The organism is Roseivivax sp., assembly GCF_054552075.1.
This window is the reverse complement of record NZ_JBTOLZ010000006.1, coordinates 135,448-152,928: the sequence shown is the minus strand read 5'-3', so window position 1 is coordinate 152,928 and position 17,481 is coordinate 135,448. Positions and strand designations below refer to the sequence as shown.

Genomic DNA, 17,481 nt, shown 5'->3' with positions numbered 1-17,481 from the left:
CCACCTAAGCCGTTGCGCCATCTCGGCACGATTGGAACCGCGCGCCGCGCCACACACGGCGCCCCGCACCAGCCAGCCACACACCAGCCGGCCCAAACCTCACCCCCCAGACCCCAGGTCCACCACCCGCCCCCCGGCGGCCTCGGCGTCCTCGGGGTCGTGGGTCACCATCAGCACCGGCAGCGCCCGGGCGCGGGCGTGCTCGAAGACCAGCCGGCGCATCTGCGCGCGCAGGCCCTGGTCGAGGCCCGAAAACGCCTCGTCGAGCAGCAGCGCCCGGGGGTCCGACAGCAGCATCCGCATCAGCGCCACCCGCGCCTTCTGCCCGCCCGAGAGGGTCGCGGGATCGCGCGGCCCGAAGCCCTCGAGGCCGATCTCGCAGAGACCCTCCTCGATCCGGGTCCGGCGCGCGGCGCGGCTGCCGCCGGGGGCCAGCCCGAAGGCCAGGTTCTGCGCCACCGAGAGATGCGGGAACAGCAGGTCGTCCTGGAACAGGATCCCGATCCGCCGCGCCTCGGCGGGCTTCGCGGTGATTTCCTCGCCATCGAGCAGCACCCGCCCCTCGAAGTGGAAGACCGGCGCCAGCGAGCCGGTGATCAGCGACAGGATGGTCGACTTGCCGACCCCCGAGGGGCCCATGACGCTCAGCACTTCGCCGGGGCGCACCGCGGCGTCGAGCGACACCAGGGGCGCGCGGCCCTGGCAGATCACCACCTCTTCGAGCCTCAGCCCCTCAGCCATGCAGCCCCCTGCGGTTGCGATAGATCAGCGCCGGCAGCATCAGCGCGGCGGCGAAGGGCACCATGACCGCCAGCGTCTGGGCCACGCCATAGACCCCGATCGCCCGCCGGTCGCCGCCCGAGGCCAGCGCCACGGCCTCGGTGGTCAGCGTCGGCACCCGCCCGCCGCCGACCAGCAGCGTCGGCAGGTATTGCCCGACGCTGACCGCCACGCCCACCGCCGCGGCGGTCAGGAGCGGGCGGATCAGCATCGGCAGCCGGACGCGCAGGAGCACCCGCAGCGGCCCCGCGCCGAGCGCCCGCGCCACGGTGCCCGCGCGGCCGTCCCAGGCGCGCCAGGGATCGCCGAGCGAGAGGAAGACGTAGGGCAGGACGAAGACCAGGTGACCCAGGATCACCGGCCCCGGCCCGGCCCCGAAGCCCAGCACCAGGAGCAGCGTCTGCAGCCCCGGCAGGAAGGCGATCTGAGGCACCAGGAGCGGCAGGTAGATGAGCCAGAGCCCGGCCTGGCTCAGCGCCCGGCCGCGGCGGTATTCGGCCTCGAGGCAGCCGACCACCAGCGCCAGCGCCAGGCCCACCGAGGCCAGCGCCACCAGCGCGGTGAGCCCCGTCGCCTCCCAGGCGCCCGGGCCGTGGCGCATCCAGTTCTGCGCGGTGAAGCCCCGGGGCAGCGGTTCGGGAAAGCTCCAGAAGCCCGCGAGCGACCAGACCGCGAGCCCCGCGAGCCCGGCCAGGATCACCGCCGCCGAGAAGCCGCCAGAGACCACGCCGAGGGGGCGCAGCACCCGGTCGGCAAGCCGCGCGCGACCGCCGCGCTCGATCCAGGCGAGCCCAAGCCGGGCGACGAGCGCCTCGCCCAGCCGCCAGAGCGCCAGCGCGCCCAGGACCAGCGCCAGTTGCAGCAGCGCCGCCGCCGAGGCCACCAGCCGCATCGAGAGGTCCGGGTCGCTCATCCAGCGCACCACCTGCACCGAGAGCGGCGGCGGCGTCGAAGGCCCGAGGATCAGCGCCACGTCGACGACGCTCATGGAATAGGCGAGCACCACGTAGACCGGCAGCCGGATCTGGGCGTAGATGCCCGGGAAGACCGCCTTCAGCCAGCCCGCGACCCGCCCGTAGCCCGCCGCCTGGGCCACCCGCAGCCGCCGCCGCGCGTCGGTCTGGCCAAGCGCCGCCAGCGCCATCAGCAGCAGGAAGGGCATCTCCTTGGCGACGAGCCCCATGGTCAAGGCGATGCCCCAGGGGTCCTGCACGATCAGAAGGTCGGGCGGCCGCTCCCAGCCCGTGGCCCAGGGCGAGAGCGCCCGGGCGATCCAGCCCGAGGGCGCGATCAGGAAGGCCAGCCCGAAGGCCATGGCCGCATGCGGCACCGAGAGGAGCGGCGACAGCAGCCGTTCGAGCGCGCGGAAGGCGCGGGTGCCCGACCAGCCGGCGAAGAGAAGCGCCACGCCCCCCAGCGCCAGAAGCGTCGACGCAAGCCCGGTGGTCACCGAGAGGCGCATCGCGGGCCAGAGCCCGGGCCAATCGGCCAGGTCGCGGAAGGGATCGAGCGAGACCGCGTCGAGCCCCGCCGCCGGCAGGTAGCCGAAGGCCGGCAGCAGCGTCCCCGCCAGCCCCGCCGCCACCGGCCCCAGCATGACCAAGACGGTCAGGACCGGCGCGGCGGCGAACGGCCCCGCTCCGCTGATCGTCCGGCGGCTCATGCGGTTACTGGACGACGCCGTAGCGTTCGATCCATTCCTCGGTGACGCGGGTCATCCAGCTCGGATGCGGCTCGGGCTGGACCCGGCCCAGTTCGGCGGGCGAGAGCGTGGCGACGCCCAGCTCCAGCGCGTCGAAGGCAGCGCGCTGCTCCTCCGAGAGCGCCTGCATGTCCAGCACGGTGTTGTAGCCCAGCACCTCGGGGTCCTGCGCGCGGACCTGCGCCTCGGGCGACATCAGGTAGTTGGCCACCACCATGGCGCCGGCCTTGGAGCCCGAGTTGTAGGGGATCGCCACGAAGGAGGCATTGCCCAGCGTGCCGTCCTCGAGGACGAAGGTGCGGATCGTCTCGGGCAGCTTGAACTGCGCGATGTTGCGCGAGGCCTCGTTGGGGTTGAAGGAGATCGCCAGGTCGATCTCGTCATCGGCCAGAAGCTGGATCTGCGCCGGCCCCGAGGCGGGATAGGCCCGGCCCTGGCGCCAGAGGTTCGGCGTCAGCGCGTCGAGATAGTCCCAGAGCGGCGCGGTCACCGCCTGGAAGTCGGCCTCGTCGACCGGGGCGCCCAGCACCGCGTTGTCGTCGACCAGCTCGATCAGCGTCTGCTTGAGGAAGGTCGCGCCCAGGAAGTCCGGCGGCTGCGGATAGGTGAAGCGGCCCGGGTTGTTCGCCGCCCAGTCGCGGATCGCCTCGGCTGAGGGCAGGGGGCGGTCGATGTCGGCGGTGTCATACATGAAGACCACCTGCGCCATGGCCCAGGGCGCCTCGAGCCCCTCGGTCGGCACGGTGAAATCTGTCTGCACGGTCTTGCCCGCGACATCGACGTATTGCCAGTTCGGCAGGTCCTCGGCGAAGGGGCCGAAGAGGATGCCGGCCTCTTTCATGGCGGCGAAATTCGGCCCGTTGATCCAGATCAGGTCGACCGCGCCGTCCGCGTCCTCGCCGGCCTGTTTCTCGGAGAGGACGCGGGTGACCGCATCGCCGGTGTCCGAGAGCTTGACGTGTTCGAGGGTGACGCCGTGTTCGGCCATGACCCGGTCGCCGACCCAGGAGATGAAGTCATTGGTCGCGGTGTCCCCGCCCCAGGCGTGCCAGTAGACCGTCTGGCCCTCGGCGGCCGCGGTGACCTGGGCCCAGTCGGCGGGATCGGGAGCTTGGGCCAGGGCCAGGGGCGCGGGCAGGGCGAGCGACGCCGCGAGGGCAAGCGTCCGGGCGGTCTGGAACGGGGTCATTGTCTCTCCTTGGGGTCGGTGAACACACCGGAGGCGGCCCAGAGCCTGAGCCCGCCGGTCAGATAACAGAGCGCCCCGAAGATCCAGGCGAGCGCCGGGAACTGGGACGGCAGAAGGCAGAGTAGCACGAAGAAGCCGATGGTCTCGGTGCCTTCGAGGATGCCGTTGGAGAAGTAGAGCGACTTGGAGCCCTGGGCCTCGGTGGTCAGCCCGCGCTTGGCCGCGAGGATCGCGTAGCCCAGGAAGCTCGCGCCGTTGAAATAGAAGGCGGCGAGCAGGAAGGCGCCCGCGAGGCCGTTCTGCGCGGGATCGAGCAGCACGAAGGCCAGCGGCACCGCGCCGTAGAAGAGGAAGTCGCTGGTGATGTCGAGATAGCCGCCGTAGTCGGTCTTGCGGCTGGCCCGCGCGATGGCCCCGTCGAGCCCGTCGGCGAGCCGCGAGACGAGGAGCGGCAGGAGCGCCCAGGTCACCGCGCCAAGCGCGATCATCGCGGCGGCTGCGAGGCCAAGCGCCAGGCCCGCCAGCGTGACGGTATTGGCCCCGATCCCCATATCCGCCAGCCGCCGCCCGGCCGCGTTCAGCGGCGGGTCGATCAGCGGCCTGAGACGGGCATCGAGCATGGGCGGCAACCTTCCAGCGTTGGATGCGGCCAATCAATGCACCCGGGCGCCGGACCCGTCCATCGGTTCAACGGGAACGTGATGGGTCGTAATGCGGGGGAGGGAGGGTTGGCGCGCTCCGCGGCGCGACGGTCCTGCACTTTCCCGCCCTGAAGGTAACGCCGCACCCCCTTGCGCCCGAACAGCATCGAAGATGCCGGGCGCGCGCCGGACCGGCCCCTTGGGCCGGCGCTCCTTGGGGTGGCGTGCCTAGCTCACAGTGAGCAATGACCTTGCTGGGATAAAGCGCACGGCTCAGTCGTCAGAAGCGCCGCCCCCCGGCCCGCCGCGCGCCCTCTGTTGCGCGGAAGGGGACCGTGTTGACGCGGAGAACGGGGAAGCCCGGCTTCACCGCGTCACGGCTTCGCCCTTCCTCCAATGCACCGCCGTCCTGCACATTGAGGCGCCGAAGGTAACGCCGCGCTTCTTGCGCCCGAATAGCACCGAAGGTGCCGGGCGCGCGCCGGACCGGCCCGATGGGCCGGCGCTCTTGTGGGCGAAGCGCTTAGATCATCGCTAGCCCTGACCTTGCTGGGTTAAAGCGCCTCGCTCAGTGGACAGCAGCGCCGGACCCCGGTCCGCCGCGCGCCCTCTGTTGCGCGGAAGGGGACCGTGTTGACCCGGAGAACGGGGAAGCCCGGCTTCACCGCGTCACGGCCTCGCGGACCCTGCAACGCTCCACCGTCCTCCACACTTCCGCTCAGGAGGAAGAGGGCGCCCGCGCCCTCACCTCACAGCCCCTCCCGCGCGATCTGCTCGGCGAGGCGGGCGACGGCGCGGCCGCGGGCGGTGGCGATGGCGGCGGCGGAGCCGGTGTCGCCCTGGATCGGCTCGACGATGGCGAACTGCCCCGCCGTGGCCCGCCCGCCGGCCTCGGGGGCGACGAAATACTGTCCGGCGAGCCGGAAGGTGCCCTCGGAGGTCGCCAGCATCTCCTCGAGCCGCACGTCGACCCGCGCGGCGGGGAAGGGCCGGAAGGGCCAGGGCTCGGGCGCCACGGTCACCCCGGTGATCACCGCGAGGTCCCGCGACAGCTGCAGGGTGATCGCCCGCGCCGGCAGATCGGCCCAGAGCGTGCCCGCCGGCGCGATCGCCCCGTCGGCGCCGCGCTGGAAGATCTGCTCGTCGGCGGCATAGGAGGGCAGGGTGACCTCCACCACCTCGAGGCTCGGGAAGGCCGAGGCGACCCGCGCCTCGGGCGGGCTGATGGGGCTGGCGAAGCGCGGTTCCGGCCCGCAGGCCGCGACGAGAAGGCCAAGGCCAAGCGCGGCCAGCCGCGAGAGTTTCAACATCGTCATGTGATCACCGTCCCAGGATGAGCGAATTGGGTTTGCGGTCGATGGTCCGGGCCAGCCGCTCGATCGCCGCCGCCGCCGCCTCGATCTGGCGGATGGCCTGCTGCGTGTCGCGCGAGAACTCGGACTCCCTTCCGTAGTTGCTGAGCGTGGCGCCGGCCTGGTTGGCGACGCTGCGCAGCTGCGTGGCGATGCCGGGCAGAAGCTGCGTCGCCTCTTCCACCGCCGCCGCCGCATCGCGGGCCGAAACCAGCGTGGCGTTGGCGTTCTCGGCCACGCCGCCCTCGCGCAGCTCCTCGAGCATCAGCCGCAGCTCGGAGAGCGCGCCGTTCAGCTCGCCCGGCAGCTCCCGGGTGGAGGGCTGGTCGAGGATCGCCTCGGCCGAGGCCAGAAGCTCGGAGGTGCGGTTGGCCAGCGTCTCGAGCGGCACCTCGCCGGCCTCGGTGAGGATGCCCTCGGCCTGGTCCACGAGGCCCGGCAGCCCTTCCGCCGAACGCTGCACGTCCTCGAGCGTCGCGGTCAGCCGCGCGGCGATGTCCTCGCGCTCGAGCTCGGAGACAATGGTGTTGAGCGAGCCCGAGATCTCCTCGAGGTCGCCTAGCACCGCGGCGATCTGGTCGGGCGCGCCCTGGACCGCCGCGCCGCCGGTCAGCCCGCGGACATCGGCGAGGATGGCCTGCACCTCGTCCATGGCGGCGACCAGCTCGTCGGGGATCGCCTGGGTGGCGGGCTTGTCGACATAGCTCTGCACCGAGGCCAGGAGCGCCCGCACATCGGCGCTGAGCGCATCGAGCGGCACTTCGCCCGCGCGGGCGACCACGGCGTCGACCTCCTCGACCACGCCCGGCAGCCCCTCGGCCGCCCGGCCGAGGTCCGCCACCGCGCCGGCGAGCGTTTCGGAGATGCCCTGGCGCTCGAGCTCGGAGAGGATCGCATTGAGCGAGCCCGAGATTTCCTGCAGGTCGCCGACGAGCCCCGAGACCTGCCCGGGCAGGCCCTGGACGTCCTGGCTTTCGGCCACGCCGCGCACCGCCGCGAGAATGCCCTGCAGCTCGTCCGGGGCCTCCTGCAACGCCTGGCTGCCAACGAGCGCGGTGGCGTTGTCGAGGAAGCCGATGGCCGATTGCATGACCTCTTCGATCGGCAGGTCGCTGACGCGCTGCAGCACGCCCTGGGCCGAGGTGGAGATGTCGGTCACATCCGCCCGCGTCGTGGGGATCTGCGGGTAGGGATCGGCGGCGCGCTCGAAGCGCGCCTCGCTGGCGGTCCCGGTCTCGACCAGCACGATCTTCAGCCCGCCGGTCAGGATCGAGGCATTGGTGAGCTGCGCGCGCAGCCCGTCCGCGACCCGCGAGGTGAGGTAGTCGAACAGCTCCTCCTCGCCCGCGCCGTCGCCAAGGCCGATCCGGCCCGGGTTGATCCGCACGGTGGTCAGGAGGCGGACGTCCTCGTCGCCGAAGCGCTCGGCGTCGACCAGCCCGGTGATCGCGGTGACCTCGCCGACGCGCAGGCCGCCCAGTTCCACCGCCGCCCCGGTCGAAAGTCCCGAGAGGTTCTGCTCGAAGACCATGGACATGGTGACGCTGCGCCCGTCGCCCTCGACCAGGAAGTCGTCGCGCGCGGCCTCCTCGTCGGGGAAGAGGTCGAAGACCGCCCCATCGGCCAGCGGCGCGCCGCCCGAGCCCATGTTCTCGAAGGTGATGCCGCCCGAGATCAGCGAGGCGAAGCTGTCGAAGTTCAGCCGCGCGCCCGAGGCCCCGAGCGAGAAGGAGAAGCCCGAGACGTCCCAGAACCGCGTCGTGTCGGTCACGAGCCGGGTGTAGGGCTCGTAGATCACCGCCTCGGTGGCCACGCCCGAGCCATCCTGGTTGATCTCGGCGGCAGCCACCTGGCCGACCTCGACGCCCTTGAAGTAGATCGGCGTATTGGCCGCGGGCAGCCCCTGGGCCGAGCGCAGGCGGAAGGCCACGCCTTCCTGGTCGGCACCCAGGAGCGGCGCGTTGGGCAGGCCCTCGAAGCGGCTGGCGAAGCCGCCGGGCTCGCTGTCCCAGGCGCCCTGGATGTAGACGCCCGACAGCACCGTATCGAGCCCGCTGACCCCCCGGGCCGAGACCTCGGGGCGGACCACCCAGAAGCGCGAGTCGCCGTCGATGTAATCGGCCAAGTCCTTCTCGATGCGGACCTCGACCACGACCTTTTCGAGGTCGGCGCTGAAGCGCACGGTCTCGACCAGGCCGACCTCGATGTCGCGGTAGCGCAGGAGCGTCTCGCCGGCCTTGACGCCCGCGGCATTGTCGAAGGTAATCTCGACCAGCGGGCCCTGGTCGGCGTAGTTGCGCCAGGCCGCCCCCAGCGCCACGGCCAGGGCCACCAGCGGGATCAGCCAGATCAGCGACAGGCGTTCGCGGAGCGGCGGCTTGCCCTCTTCAAGGGGCACGGCATCGGGTTCGGGACGGTCGGTCATGGGCGGTTAATCGGTCCTCTTGGCCTCGCGCGAGCGGGCATCCCAGATGAGACGCGGATCGAAGGCCTGCGCGGACAGCATGGTGAAGATGACGGAAAGGGCGAAGGTAAAGGCCGCGGGTCCGGGCCGAATCGAGGCGACCACGGAAAGCTGGACCAGCGACGACAGGATGGCGACCACGAAGACGTCGATCATCGACCAGCGGCCGATGAACTCCACGACCTCGTAGAGATGCGTGCGCTTGCGCGCGGGCACGGTCGAGCCGCGCCGCGCCGAGATGGCGAGAAAGGCGATGGCCAGGAATTTGCCGACCGGGATCAGCACGCTGGCGATGAGGATGATCGCCGCGACCCCGTAGGAGCCGTGGCTGGCGATCTCCACCGCGCCGCCGACGATGGTGTTCTCGGAAGAGGACACGATCGTCCGGGTGCTGAGCATCGGGTAGATGTTGGCCGGGATGTAGGCGATCACCCCGGCGATCCACCAGGCCCAGACCCTTTGCAGGCTGGTCGGATCGCGCGAGACCAGGTGGCTGCCGCAGCGCCCGCAGCGGTCCTGGCCCATCGGCCAGACCCGGGCGCAGCGGCGGCAGGCTACCAGCCCCGCCTCGCGGGCGGTCACTCTTCTTCCAGTTCCAGCGATTTCCATACCGACCAGGTGCACAGGTAGTTGTCGTTGAAGAGGACCAGGATCACCAGCACGGCGAACATCCAGAAGGCGGGGCCGAAGCCGATCTGCGCCAGATCGGCGACCTTGACCAGCGCCACGGCGCAGCCGATGGCGAAGATCTCGGCCATGGCCCAGGGCTTCAGCTCCTGGCTCAGGCGAAAGGCCCGGCGGGCCTGCGGGAAGGGCCGGCGGTCGGCCACCACCGGCACCAGCACGTAGAGGATCAGCAGCGTGCGGATCAGCGGGATCACGATGATCCCCGCGGCCACCACCACCGACAGGAAAGTCATGTAGCCCGAGCGGAAGCTCGAGGCGGTGTCGAGGATCGAGGTGGAATTGCCGAAGCCCCGCGCGTTGATGTCGAGGAAGGGGAAGAACAGCGCCCCGATCACCAGGATCATCACCGCCAGCGTCAGCGCGATGATCCGCGCGCCGGCCTTGCGGCGGGGCGAGATCAGCACCGTGTGGCAGTCGCGGCAGACCGCGCGGCCGCCCTTCTCGGGCATCCGCGCCACGTAGAGCGCGTCACAATGGGGGCAGGCGATCAGCTCCTCGATCGGCCGGCCGCCCAGGGGCGCGTCGGTGGTCATCTCTGCCTGCATCTGGGCGGCTCTCTCCCCGGGGGTTAAACCCGCGCATCGGGCGGGTGCGGCAACCGAAGGTGAAGACTAGGGGCAGTTGGCCACAAGGAAAAGGCCGCGTGCCCTTTGTGCGTGCCCTCGGGGCGGGTTGGGCGCCCGTCCGGCCCGTCACGATCGCGTCAGGGGCCGCTCGGGACGGGCTTTCGCGGTGCGGGGCCGCAAAGCGGCGTTTGGTCGCAAAGAGGCACGCCGGGGTCGCCTTGCGACAGGCGGGGCCGGGCGCTTTGGCGGATTGCTCGGGGCCAGAGCCGCCCTCGGGGCGGCGCCCAGAGAGGGGAGGTCCCATGTCACACCGTTCCGGTCCCGCGCCCCGCCGCCCCCGGCGCATCGGCCCCGCGCAGGCTTCCGTGCCCCGCCGTCCCGCCGGCCTCCGTCCCACGCCGGGTTTCGCAACCTGCCGCCTCGGGAGCCGCCGTTCCGCGCCCGCTGCGGCATCCCGGAGCCGCACCCTGCGCAGACACCCCGCGTCCGGTATCGCCCCCCTGAGCCGCGCTCTGCGCAGACACCCCGCACCCCCGAGCCGCACCCCGCACAGGCACTCCGCTTCCCTTGCGGCCACCCTGAACCCCACCGCGCCCAACACGGGAGCCGCCCGATGACCGCCCGCTCCGACATGCTGGCCCACCTGATGAGCCGCAGCCCCGGCTACACGCTGCCCCGCGCGCTCTACCGCGACGCTGACCTCTTCGAGGTCGACATGGAGCAGATCTGGTATCGCGACTGGCTGCTGATCGGCGCGGGTGCCGAGATCGCCAAGCCCGGCGCCCATATGATGCTGCAGATCGGCGCCTATTCGGTGATCGTCGTGCGCGGCGCCGACGGGCAGGTGCGGGCCTTCCACAACTCCTGCCGGCACCGCGGCTCGCGGCTCTGCAAGACCGGCAAGGGAGCGAGCCCCAAGCTCGTCTGCCCCTACCACCAATGGACCTACGACCTCGACGGGCGGCTGCTCTGGGCGCGCGACATGGGGCCGGGCTTCGACCCTTCCCGGCACGGGCTGAAGCCGGTGCATTGCCGCGAGGCGGCGGGCATCCTGTTCCTTTCGCTCGCCGCCGAGGCGCCCGCCTTCGACGCGCTGGCCGCCGCCGCGCGGCGCTACGCCGGGCCGCACGGGCTCGAGGGCTGCAAGCTCGCCCATGAGACCACCATCATCGAGAAGGCCAACTGGAAGCTGGTGATGGAGAACAACCGCGAGTGCTACCACTGCTCGGGCAGCCATCCCTCGCTCTGCGTCAGCTTCGACGACAACCCCAATATCGCGGGCGACGGCTCGGGGCGGGACGATCCCGCCATCGCCGCGCATCTGGCGAAATGCGAAGGCGCGGGCCTGCCCTCGGGCTTCACCATCGCGCCGGACGAGCAATGGCGCTTCGTGCGGGTGCCGCTTCTGGGCAAGGCGGTCAGCTACACGCTCGACGGCGGCCCGTCCTGCGAGAAGCTGGTGGGCGATGTGGCGATCCGCGACGCGGGCTCGCTGCTGTTCTTCCACTATCCCAACAGCTGGAACCACTTCCTCTCGGACGTGGTGATGCTGTTCTCGATGATGCCCATCGGCCCCGAGGAGACCGCGGTCACCACCAAGTGGTTCGTCCGGGGCGACGCGGTCGAAGGGCAGGACTACGACCTCGAGCGGCTGACCACGGTCTGGCGGCACACCAACGACGAGGACCGCGCCATCGTCGAGGAGAACCAGCTGGGGGTGAACTCCCCGGCCTATGAACCCGGGCCCTACAGCCCGGCGCAGGAAAGCGGCGTGTCCCAGTTCGTCGACTGGTACTGCCGGGTGATGACCGCGCGGCTGACCGGCCGGGCGCTCTACGTGGCGGAATGAGAGGGGACATGGCGGATCACTGGACCGACGAGGAACCGCTCGACTGCGTGATGGTGGTGCCCGAGGCGCCGGGAGTGAAGACCTTCGCCTTCCGCGCGCCCTCGGGGCGGCCCTTCGCCTACCGCCCGGGGCAGTTCATCACGCTGGAGCTGCCGCTGCCCGGCGGACCGGTGGAGCGGACCTACACGATTTCCTCGAGCCCCTCGCGGCCGCTGGTCCTCTCGGTCACGGTGAAATGCCAGGCCGAGAGCCAGGGCACCCGCTGGATGTTCGAGCACCTGCGCCCGGGCATGCGGCTCCGCGCCTACGGGCCGGCGGGGCAGTTCCAGCTCGGATCGCCGGAGCGGAAGTATCTCTTCATCGCCGCGGGCTCGGGCATCACGCCGATGATGTCCATGGCGAGCTACCTCTACGACTACGGCCACGAGCCCGACGCGCGGCTCATCGCCTGCGCGCGGCGGCCCTCGGACCTGATCTTCCGGCAGCGGCTCATTCACATGGCCTCGCGGGTGCCGGGGCTGCACCTGAGCTTCGCGGTGACCGAGGAAGAGCCCTACGAGGTCTGGACCGGTTACCTCGGGCGGATGAACCAGCTCATGCTGGGCCTCATGGCGCCCGACTACCTCGACCGCGAGATCTACTGCTGCGGGCCCGAGGACTTCATGACCATGGTGCGCGAGGCGCTGGTCGGCATGGGCTTCGACATGGAGCATTACCACCAGGAAAGCTTTGCCGCGCCGGTGGCCCTGGCCGAGGACGTGCCGGACTACGAGCATCTCGCCCCGCAGGAGGCCGAGGAGGCCGAGGTGGTCTTCGCCCGCTCCGGCGTCTCGGTGCCCTGCCACCAGACCGACACGGTGCTGTCGCTGTCGCGGGCCAACGGGCTGCGCATCCCCTCGGGTTGCACCTTCGGGATCTGCGGCACCTGCAAGGTGCGCAAATCCGCGGGCGAGGTGCTCATGGTGCATAACGGCGGTATCTCCGAGGAGGACATCGCCGCGGGCTACATCCTGGCCTGCTGTTCGCATCCGGTGGGCCGGGTCGAGGTCGAGGCCTGAGCGTCGAATTGCGCTTCCCGCGGGGCTCGGTCAGACTGCGCGGAAACTTGTCTGCGCAAGGGAGGGCGCGATGCCACGCGACACAGCCGACGATCCGATCCTGATCTGCGGGGCGGCCCGCACGCCGCTCGGGGCCTTCCAGGGGGCCTTCTCCGGGGTCTCCGCCACCGAGCTGGGCGCGACCGCGATCCGCGCGGCACTTGAGCGCGCGGGCCTCGCCCCCGAGGCGGTGGGCGAGGTGCTCATGGGCAACGTCCTGCCCGCGGGTCTCGGCCAGGCGCCGGCGCGGCAGGCGGCGATCGGGGCGGGGCTGCCGGTCTCGGTGCCCTGCACGACCGTCTCCAAGGTCTGCGGCTCGGGCATGAAATCGGTGATGCAGGCCTTCGACGCGATGCGCGCGGGCTCGGTCGGCGTGGCCGTGGCGGGCGGCATGGAAAGCATGACCAACGCGCCGTATCTCCTGCCGCAGGGCCGGGCGGGCGCGCGGCTCGGGCATTCGCGGATGCTCGATCACATGATGCTCGACGGGCTCGAGGACGCCTATGACATCGCCCCCGACGGCACCCGCCGCTCGATGGGCACCTTCGGCGAGGATTGCGCCGAGGCTTATCAGTTCACCCGCGACCAGCAGGACGCCTATGCCATCGAAAGCGTGACCCGGGCCAAGCGCGCCTCGGACAGCGGCGCCTTCGGCTGGGAGCTGGCGCCGGTCGAGGTGAAGAGCCGCAAGGGCGCGGTCGAGGTGGGCCGCGACGAGGGGCCGGACCGGATCGATCCGGCGAAGATCCCCAACCTGCGCCCGGCCTTCAAGAAGGAGGGCACGATCACCGCAGCCTCGTCCTCCTCGATCAACGACGGGGCGGCGGCGCTGGTCCTGGCGCGGGCCTCCGAGGCCGAGCGGCTGGGGCTCGAGCCCATCGCCCGGATCGTCGGCCACGCGGCCTATGCGGGCATGCCGGGCTGGTTCACCACCGCGCCGATCCACGCCAAGCGGGCGCTCTTCGACAAGCTCGGCTGGAGCGTCGAGGACGTCGACCTCTTCGAGATCAACGAGGCCTTCGCGGTGGTCGCCATGGCCGCCATGAAGGAGCTCGACATCCCGCACGAGAAGCTCAACGTGCACGGCGGCGCGGTGGCGCTGGGCCATCCCATCGGCGCCTCCGGCGCGCGGATCCTGGTGACGCTTCTGGGCGCCATGCGCGAGGCCAAGGCCAAGCGCGGCGTGGCCTCCATCTGCATCGGCGGCGGCGAGGCGACCGCCGTGGGTGTGGAGATGCTGGGGTAGGGGGCTGGGCTCGGCGGTGCTGTCCGCTGGCCTGGGGGTGCCTCGCTGCTCCTCGGGCAGGTGATGTTCTGTCGGTCTGGAAATAGCCGACGCTCACACCCGAGCCCACCCGGCGCGGAACAAGGCCGCAGGCCGCCGCGCCAGCGCCGTCCCGCCCCTTTGGGGCGGCGCTTTTGATAGGGACACGCGCAGGGCGTGGGGCGGAGGTATTTTGCTGCCATAAAGCGCGCCGCCCGGCTGTTGGAGGCGCCACCCCTCGGGACGGCGCTGGCGCTCTGTTCGGGCGGGGTGGGACGGTCGAGGGCGCGTCTGACGCGTCCGGGCTCACCCCGGCGCTGCGCCCGAAACAACCCTCGCCCTACCGCTACCCCGCCAGCCGCGCGACCCAGTCGGGCAGTTCGGCGAAATCCGAGAAGCGCCCGGCCTGCGGCAGCTCCTCGGCGGGCGTCTTGCGGTAGCCTTCGGAGTAGAGAAGGAAGGGCACCCCGGCGCGCTGGGCGGTCTCGGCGTCGACCTCGCTGTCGCCGATGTAGAGGCAGGGCCCGGCGCCCATGGCCCCGAGCGCGGCGAGCAGCGGCGCGGGATCGGGCTTGCGCACCGAGAGGCTGTCGCCCCCGAAGACCGCCGAGAAAATCCCCGTCAGACCGAGATGCGCCAGCACCGCCCGGGTCGGGCCGATCGGCTTGTTGGTGCAGAGCGCCAGCCGGTGGCCCGCCGCGGCCAGTGCCTCGAGCGCCCGGGGCACGCCGGGATACAGCCGGGTCAGCCCGAAGCTCACCTCGTAGCGGGCCTCGAAGCGGGCGCGCAGGTCCTCCTGGGCGCTCTCGGGCAGGTCGCGGGCGGCGCGCATCCGGGCGATGAAGACGCCCGCGCCGCTGCCGATGAAGCCGGTGGCCTCGGCCAGGCTCAGGGGCGCGCGGCCCTCCTCGGCCAGGATCCCGTTGGCGATGCCGCGGATCTCGGGGGCGCTGTCGATCAGCGTGCCGTCGAGGTCGAAGGCGATCCTCACCGGCCGGCCGCCGCGCGGATCGCCGCGATGTTCTCGCCGTAGACCCCGGGGGCATCCGCCGAGCCGCCCTTGAAGACCGCCGAACCCGCGACCAGCACGTCGGCGCCGGCCTCGGCGACCAGCGGCGCGGTCGTGGTGTCGACCCCGCCGTCGATCTCGATGTGGGTCTCGCGGTCGCCGATCATCGCGCGCAGCCGGCGCACCTTCTCGGTCAGGTCGATGAACTTCTGCCCGCCGAAGCCCGGGTTCACGGTCATCACGCAAACGAGGTCGGCGAGCGGCAGAAGATGCTCCACCGCCTCGGCCGGGGTGCCGGGGTTCAGCGCGACGCCCGCCTTCATGCCCGCGGCGCGAATCGCCTGCAGGGTGCGGTGGGTGTGCGGGCCCGCCTCGACATGGGCGGTGAGGATGTCGGCGCCAGCCTCGGCATAGGCCTCGATATAGGGATCGACCGGGGCGATCATCAGATGCACGTCCATGACCGTTTTCACATGCGGGCGGAAGGCCTTCACCGCCGGCGGGCCGAAGGTGAGATTGGGCACGAAATGCCCGTCCATGACGTCGATATGCACCCAGTCGGCGCCCTGGTCCTCGATGGCGCGGATCTCGCGGCCGAAGTCGGCGAAATCGGCCGAGAGGATCGAAGGGGCGATCTTGATCGAACGGTCGAACGGCATGGGCTGTCCCTCTTGTGGGTCTGGATCGGCCCGCTTCTGGCACGCCGGGCCGCCCAGGTCGAGAGCGGCGCGCGGCGGGCCCCCGCCGAGTGTCATGGCAGCGTCACGGGGCTGGGCTAGGTGGCGGGGCAGAGATGGATCGGATCCGGGGGACCGAGAGATGATGGAGCTGAACCCGCTGCGCTACGTGCTGACCTGCTGCTTCGCGGCCTCGCCGAGCGGCCCGATCGCCCGGCTTCTGGGCCGGCCGCGGCCGGACCTCTTCGACTGAGCTGGCCCCGAGCCCCGCGCGGCGGTTTTTCCGCCACAGCGCGGGGCCCGACCGGCGCCCGCCCCTTGCCGGGCAGGGCAGGGAGGCCCCACAAGGGCGGCATTTGCCGCGCGAGGTGCCAGCCATGAGCACACAGATCACTCTTCTCAACGGGCCGAACCTGAACCTGCTCGGCCAGCGCCAGCCCGAGATCTACGGGTCCGAGACGCTGGCGGATGTGACCCGCGACTGCACCGAGCTGGCCGAGCGGCTGGGCTTTGCGCTGAAGGCGCGGCAGTCGAACTCCGAGGGGCAGCTGGTCGACTGGATCCAGGAGGCACGGCTCGACTCCGCGGGGCTGGTGATCAACCCCGGGGCCTATTCGCACACCTCGGTGGCGATCCTCGATGCGCTCAACGCTTTCGAGGGACCGGTGATGGAGGTGCATATCTCCAACATCCACAAGCGCGAGAGCTTCCGCCACCACAGCTATGTCTCACACCGCGCCGATGCGGTGATCGCGGGGGCGGGCACGCAGGGCTATCTCTTCGCGTTGGAGCGGCTGGCGCGGCTTCTGGGCTGAAGGGCCCCGGGCGGTATTTCAGGAAAATTCGGACGAGCGGCGGCGCAGGACCGGATGCCTGCGCCCCCGGTCCCGCGTCCTCAGTCCCTACTGCGGCAGCGCGGCGCAATGCGCGCCGCCCGCGCTCTCGTTGCTGCCCCAGGCGATGGCGGCGGGCTGCTGGAAGCGGTTTACCGGCCCGCTCTGGGCCTGATCGAGGATCAGGAGCCCCAGGACGAAGGCCAGCGTCAGCCCGGCGGTCAGCTTGCGCGTCCTCATGAGCGCGCCTCCAGCCCCAGCCAGGGGCGTAGCTTCACGCCGTAGAAGGCGCCGCCGAAGGCCGCAACGAACCAGGCCCAGCCGTGCAGCGAGCCGGTGGAGATGCCCGAGAAGAAGGCGCCCACGTTGCAGCCGAAGGCCAGCCGCGAGGAATAGCCCAGCAGGAACCCGGCGATCACCGTGGCGACCCAGGCCCGCGCCGGCAGTTTCGGCAGCCCCTGGCTGAAGCCGCCGCGCCAGGCCGCGACCAAGAAGGCGCCGCCGATGATCCCGAGGTTGGTGAGCGAGGTCACGTCGGTCAGAAGGCTGTCGCCCAGCCGCTCCATGTTGCCCGGGGTGCCCCAGAAGCTCGAGCCCGAGAGGTCGGCGCCGAGCACCGTCGCGCCCTTGGCGGCCCAGAGGCCGAGCCCGTAGACCACGCCCCAGGGCTGGCCCGCGACCACCAGGTTCAGGACCGCGAGGCCCGCGAGCAGCAGCGCCGCCACCCAGTAGCGGCGCGGGATGCTGCGCTGCTCGGGGGCGGCGCGCCACATCAGGACGGCGGCGACGCTCGCCAGCGCGGCCAGCGTGATCAGCAGGCCAAGCGTGCCCTCGAAGACCACCGTCGGCAGGGTGCCGAAGCCGGTCCACCAGAGCAGGTGATCGGCCCCGAAGAAGCTGCCGAGCGCAAAGAAGGGCAGGGCCAGGAGGCTCACCGGGTTGCCGCTGCCCGAATTGACCAGCGTGCCCGAGCCGCAGCCCATGACCACCTGCATGCAGGCGCCGAAGACGAAGGCCCCGCCGATCATGGCAAAGCCCACCGGCGCATGCGCGCCGATCAGCTCGCCGCCGCTCGAGGCCAGGAGCGGGAAGGCGACCAGCGCCACCGCGGCGATCGAGACGAGCTGCGCCACCGTGCCGGTCGGGTCACCCTCGCGGATGAGCCGCCGCCAGGGGCCGGCGAAGCCGAAGCGGTAGCCCTCGAGCACCAGGCCGAAGCCGAGGCCGATGGCCAGGAGCAGCCCGAAGCGCAGCCCCACCAGCATCGCCACGGCGAGGACAAGAACAAGCGCACCGGCCAGAAGGCCGGTGCGGGTCAGAAGCGATGTCGCGGGGGCCGCAGCGGCCCCCGTCGCGCTGGCATGGGACATG

At 71.5% G+C, this 17,481-nt stretch carries 16 protein-coding genes; 4 read left to right on the top strand and 12 right to left on the bottom strand.

The window, feature by feature from the left end:
* Positions 1–99 precede the first annotated feature (99 nt).
* From ACX938_RS07035 to ACX938_RS07000, 8 genes are all read right to left on the bottom strand, one after another.
* Positions 100–741 carry an ATP-binding cassette domain-containing protein gene (locus ACX938_RS07035; RefSeq protein WP_459430517.1) on the bottom strand — a complete coding sequence of 214 codons (642 nt, stop codon included), beginning with the start codon at positions 739–741 and terminating at the stop codon, positions 100–102.
* Positions 734–2,443, bottom strand: a complete 1,710-nt coding sequence (locus ACX938_RS07030) for an ABC transporter permease (RefSeq protein ID WP_459430516.1) — start codon at positions 2,441–2,443, stop codon at positions 734–736. Before ACX938_RS07030 ends, ACX938_RS07035 begins: the two co-directional genes overlap by 8 nt.
* A gap of 4 nt (positions 2,444–2,447) precedes the next feature.
* Positions 2,448–3,671 (bottom strand): ABC transporter substrate-binding protein, encoded by a 1,224-nt coding sequence (locus ACX938_RS07025; RefSeq protein WP_459430515.1) that lies wholly within the window; start codon positions 3,669–3,671, stop codon positions 2,448–2,450.
* Entirely contained in the window at positions 3,668–4,291 is a 624-nt protein-coding gene (locus ACX938_RS07020; RefSeq protein ID WP_459430514.1) for a CDP-alcohol phosphatidyltransferase family protein, read from the bottom strand. The genes ACX938_RS07025 and ACX938_RS07020 overlap by 4 nt, the downstream gene beginning before the upstream one ends.
* Positions 4,292–5,061: 770 nt before the next feature.
* A complete protein-coding gene (locus ACX938_RS07015; RefSeq protein ID WP_232753276.1) occupies positions 5,062–5,628 on the bottom strand; it encodes a PqiC family protein in 567 nt (188 codons plus the stop codon).
* A 4-nt stretch (positions 5,629–5,632) separates the two neighbouring features.
* Entirely contained in the window at positions 5,633–8,089 is a 2,457-nt protein-coding gene (locus tag ACX938_RS07010) for a PqiB family protein (RefSeq protein ID WP_459430513.1), read from the bottom strand.
* 6 nt (positions 8,090–8,095) lie between these two features.
* The gene (locus tag ACX938_RS07005; RefSeq protein WP_232753564.1) at positions 8,096–8,737 is read right to left on the bottom strand and encodes a paraquat-inducible protein A; all 642 of its coding nucleotides are present in this window, start codon (positions 8,735–8,737) and stop codon (positions 8,096–8,098) included.
* On the bottom strand, positions 8,707–9,360 hold the full coding sequence (locus ACX938_RS07000) for a paraquat-inducible protein A (RefSeq protein WP_459430512.1): 654 nt from the start codon (positions 9,358–9,360) through the stop codon (positions 8,707–8,709). Before ACX938_RS07000 ends, ACX938_RS07005 begins: the two co-directional genes overlap by 31 nt.
* 634 nt (positions 9,361–9,994) lie before the next feature.
* Here ACX938_RS07000 and ACX938_RS06995 point away from each other — a divergent pair.
* The 3 genes from ACX938_RS06995 to ACX938_RS06985 all read left to right on the top strand — a co-directional run bounded on the left by ACX938_RS06995 (position 9,995) and on the right by ACX938_RS06985 (position 13,573).
* Complete coding sequence (locus tag ACX938_RS06995; RefSeq protein WP_459430511.1) at positions 9,995–11,230, top strand: aromatic ring-hydroxylating oxygenase subunit alpha; 1,236 nt, start codon at positions 9,995–9,997, stop codon at positions 11,228–11,230.
* An 8-nt stretch (positions 11,231–11,238) separates the two neighbouring features.
* On the top strand, positions 11,239–12,288 hold the full coding sequence (locus tag ACX938_RS06990; RefSeq protein WP_232753280.1) for an FAD-binding oxidoreductase: 1,050 nt from the start codon (positions 11,239–11,241) through the stop codon (positions 12,286–12,288).
* 70 nt (positions 12,289–12,358) lie between these two features.
* Positions 12,359–13,573, top strand: a complete 1,215-nt coding sequence (locus ACX938_RS06985) for an acetyl-CoA C-acyltransferase (protein ID WP_459430510.1) — start codon at positions 12,359–12,361, stop codon at positions 13,571–13,573.
* Between the two features lie 364 nt (positions 13,574–13,937).
* Here ACX938_RS06985 and gph read toward each other — a convergent pair whose 3' ends face one another.
* Both gph and rpe read right to left on the bottom strand, forming a co-directional pair.
* Positions 13,938–14,582 (bottom strand): phosphoglycolate phosphatase, encoded by a 645-nt coding sequence (gene gph, locus ACX938_RS06980; RefSeq protein WP_459430509.1) that lies wholly within the window; start codon positions 14,580–14,582, stop codon positions 13,938–13,940.
* A complete protein-coding gene (gene rpe, locus ACX938_RS06975) occupies positions 14,579–15,259 on the bottom strand; it encodes a ribulose-phosphate 3-epimerase (protein WP_232753283.1) in 681 nt (226 codons plus the stop codon). Before rpe ends, gph begins: the two co-directional genes overlap by 4 nt.
* 395 nt (positions 15,260–15,654) lie before the next feature.
* Between rpe and aroQ the strand changes: the two genes are divergently transcribed.
* Entirely contained in the window at positions 15,655–16,092 is a 438-nt protein-coding gene (gene aroQ / locus ACX938_RS06970; RefSeq protein ID WP_459430508.1) for a type II 3-dehydroquinate dehydratase, read from the top strand.
* A gap of 87 nt (positions 16,093–16,179) precedes the next feature.
* Here the strand turns inward: aroQ and ACX938_RS06965 are convergent, their stop codons facing one another.
* Both ACX938_RS06965 and ACX938_RS06960 read right to left on the bottom strand, forming a co-directional pair.
* Positions 16,180–16,350 carry a hypothetical protein gene (locus ACX938_RS06965; protein WP_232753285.1) on the bottom strand — a complete coding sequence of 57 codons (171 nt, stop codon included), beginning with the start codon at positions 16,348–16,350 and terminating at the stop codon, positions 16,180–16,182.
* The gene (locus ACX938_RS06960; protein ID WP_459430507.1) at positions 16,347–17,480 is read right to left on the bottom strand and encodes a YeeE/YedE family protein; all 1,134 of its coding nucleotides are present in this window, start codon (positions 17,478–17,480) and stop codon (positions 16,347–16,349) included. Before ACX938_RS06960 ends, ACX938_RS06965 begins: the two co-directional genes overlap by 4 nt.
* Between the last annotated feature and the right edge of the window lies 1 nt (position 17,481).

Excerpts from the sequence above, each read along its gene's own strand:
- ACX938_RS07035 (WP_459430517.1), bottom strand. The coding sequence starts at position 741 with ATGGCTGAGGGGCTGAGGCTCGAAGAGGTGGTGATCTGCCAGGGCCGC.
- ACX938_RS07030 (WP_459430516.1), bottom strand. The coding sequence starts at position 2,443 with ATGAGCCGCCGGACGATCAGCGGAGCGGGGCCGTTCGCCGCCGCGCCG.
- ACX938_RS07025 (WP_459430515.1), bottom strand. The coding sequence starts at position 3,671 with ATGACCCCGTTCCAGACCGCCCGGACGCTTGCCCTCGCGGCGTCGCTC.
- ACX938_RS07020 (WP_459430514.1), bottom strand. The coding sequence starts at position 4,291 with ATGCTCGATGCCCGTCTCAGGCCGCTGATCGACCCGCCGCTGAACGCG.
- ACX938_RS07015 (WP_232753276.1), bottom strand. The coding sequence starts at position 5,628 with ATGACGATGTTGAAACTCTCGCGGCTGGCCGCGCTTGGCCTTGGCCTT.
- ACX938_RS07010 (WP_459430513.1), bottom strand. The coding sequence starts at position 8,089 with ATGACCGACCGTCCCGAACCCGATGCCGTGCCCCTTGAAGAGGGCAAG.
- ACX938_RS07005 (WP_232753564.1), bottom strand. The coding sequence starts at position 8,737 with ATGGAAATCGCTGGAACTGGAAGAAGAGTGACCGCCCGCGAGGCGGGG.
- ACX938_RS07000 (WP_459430512.1), bottom strand. The coding sequence starts at position 9,360 with ATGCAGGCAGAGATGACCACCGACGCGCCCCTGGGCGGCCGGCCGATC.
- ACX938_RS06995 (WP_459430511.1), top strand. The coding sequence starts at position 9,995 with ATGACCGCCCGCTCCGACATGCTGGCCCACCTGATGAGCCGCAGCCCC.
- ACX938_RS06990 (WP_232753280.1), top strand. The coding sequence starts at position 11,239 with ATGGCGGATCACTGGACCGACGAGGAACCGCTCGACTGCGTGATGGTG.
- ACX938_RS06985 (WP_459430510.1), top strand. The coding sequence starts at position 12,359 with ATGCCACGCGACACAGCCGACGATCCGATCCTGATCTGCGGGGCGGCC.
- rpe (WP_232753283.1), bottom strand. The coding sequence starts at position 15,259 with ATGCCGTTCGACCGTTCGATCAAGATCGCCCCTTCGATCCTCTCGGCC.
- aroQ (WP_459430508.1), top strand. The coding sequence starts at position 15,655 with ATGAGCACACAGATCACTCTTCTCAACGGGCCGAACCTGAACCTGCTC.
- ACX938_RS06965 (WP_232753285.1), bottom strand. The coding sequence starts at position 16,350 with ATGAGGACGCGCAAGCTGACCGCCGGGCTGACGCTGGCCTTCGTCCTG.
- ACX938_RS06960 (WP_459430507.1), bottom strand. The coding sequence starts at position 17,480 with ATGTCCCATGCCAGCGCGACGGGGGCCGCTGCGGCCCCCGCGACATCG.